Source organism: Streptomyces sp. NPDC029138, assembly GCF_055564375.1.
On sequence record NZ_JBVHWM010000137.1, the window covers coordinates 3398 to 4991 of the forward strand.

Here is a 1594-nt window from a genome sequence, read left to right on the forward strand (position 1 = left end):
GCTGAGACCTGATGCCGAGCCGATTGTGGTGAAGTGGATGATCCTATGCTGTCGAGAAAAGCCTCTAGCGAGTTTCATGGCGGCCCGTACCCTAAACCGACTCAGGTGGTCAGGTAGAGAATACCGAGGCGTTCGGGTGAACTATGGTTAAGGAACTCGGCAAAATGCCCCCGTAACTTCGGGAGAAGGGGGGCCACATCCGGTGAGGGGACTTGCTTCCTGAGCTGGGGGTGGCCGCAGAGACCAGCGAGAAGCGACTGTTTACTAAAAACACAGGTCCGTGCGAAGCCGTAAGGCGATGTATACGGACTGACGCCTGCCCGGTGCTGGAACGTTAAGGGGACCGGTTAGCTCACTTTCGGGTGGGCGAAGCTGAGAACTTAAGCGCCAGTAAACGGCGGTGGTAACTATAACCATCCTAAGGTAGCGAAATTCCTTGTCGGGTAAGTTCCGACCTGCACGAATGGCGTAACGACTTCTCGACTGTCTCAACCATAGGCCCGGTGAAATTGCACTACGAGTAAAGATGCTCGTTTCGCGCAGCAGGACGGAAAGACCCCGGGACCTTTACTACAGTTTGATATTGGTGTTCGGTTCGGCTTGTGTAGGATAGCTGGGAGACTGTGAAGCAGGCACGCCAGTGTTTGTGGAGTCGTCGTTGAAATACCAGTCTGGTCGTGCTGGATGTCTAACCTGGGTCCGTGATCCGGATCAGGGACAGTGTCTGATGGGTAGTTTAACTGGGGCGGTTGCCTCCTAAAGGGTAACGGAGGCGCCCAAAGGTTCCCTCAGCCTGGTTGGCAATCAGGTGTTGAGTGTAAGTGCACAAGGGAGCTTGACTGTGAGACCGACGGGTCGAGCAGGGACGAAAGTCGGGACTAGTGATCCGGCGGTGGCTTGTGGAAGCGCCGTCGCTCAACGGATAAAAGGTACCCCGGGGATAACAGGCTGATCTTCCCCAAGAGTCCATATCGACGGGATGGTTTGGCACCTCGATGTCGGCTCGTCGCATCCTGGGGCTGGAGTCGGTCCCAAGGGTTGGGCTGTTCGCCCATTAAAGCGGTACGCGAGCTGGGTTTAGAACGTCGTGAGACAGTTCGGTCCCTATCCGCTGTGCGCGTAGGAGTCTTGAGAAGGGCTGTCCCTAGTACGAGAGGACCGGGACGGACGAACCTCTGGTGTGCCAGTTGTTCTGCCAAGGGCATGGCTGGTTGGCTACGTTCGGGAGGGATAACCGCTGAAAGCATCTAAGCGGGAAGCCTGCTTCGAGATGAGGACTCCCACCCACTTGATGGGGTAAGGCTCCCAGTAGACGACTGGGTTGATAGGCCGGATCTGGAAGCCAGGTAACTGGTGGAGGTGACCGGTACTAATAGGCCGAGGGCTTGTCCTCAGTTGCTCGCGTCCACTGTGTTGGTTCTGAAACCACGAACAGCCCCATGTGCCACGCATGGTGCGGCGTTCAGTTTCATAGTGTTTCGGTGGTCATAGCGTGAGGGAAACGCCCGGTTACATTCCGAACCCGGAAGCTAAGCCTCACAGCGCCGATGGTACTGCAGGGGGGACCCTGTGGGAGAGTAGGACACCGCCGAAC

The 1594-nt window shown here is 56.8% G+C and carries 2 rRNA genes (1 of these 2 only partly in view); both read left to right on the forward strand.

Annotated features, from left to right (window positions below):
• Window positions 1–1393, forward strand: a 23S ribosomal RNA gene (locus ACZ4WH_RS43830) (it extends 1795 nt beyond the left edge of the window).
• An 84-nt stretch (window positions 1394–1477) separates the two neighbouring features.
• A 5S ribosomal RNA gene (rrf, locus tag ACZ4WH_RS43835) occupies window positions 1478–1594 on the forward strand.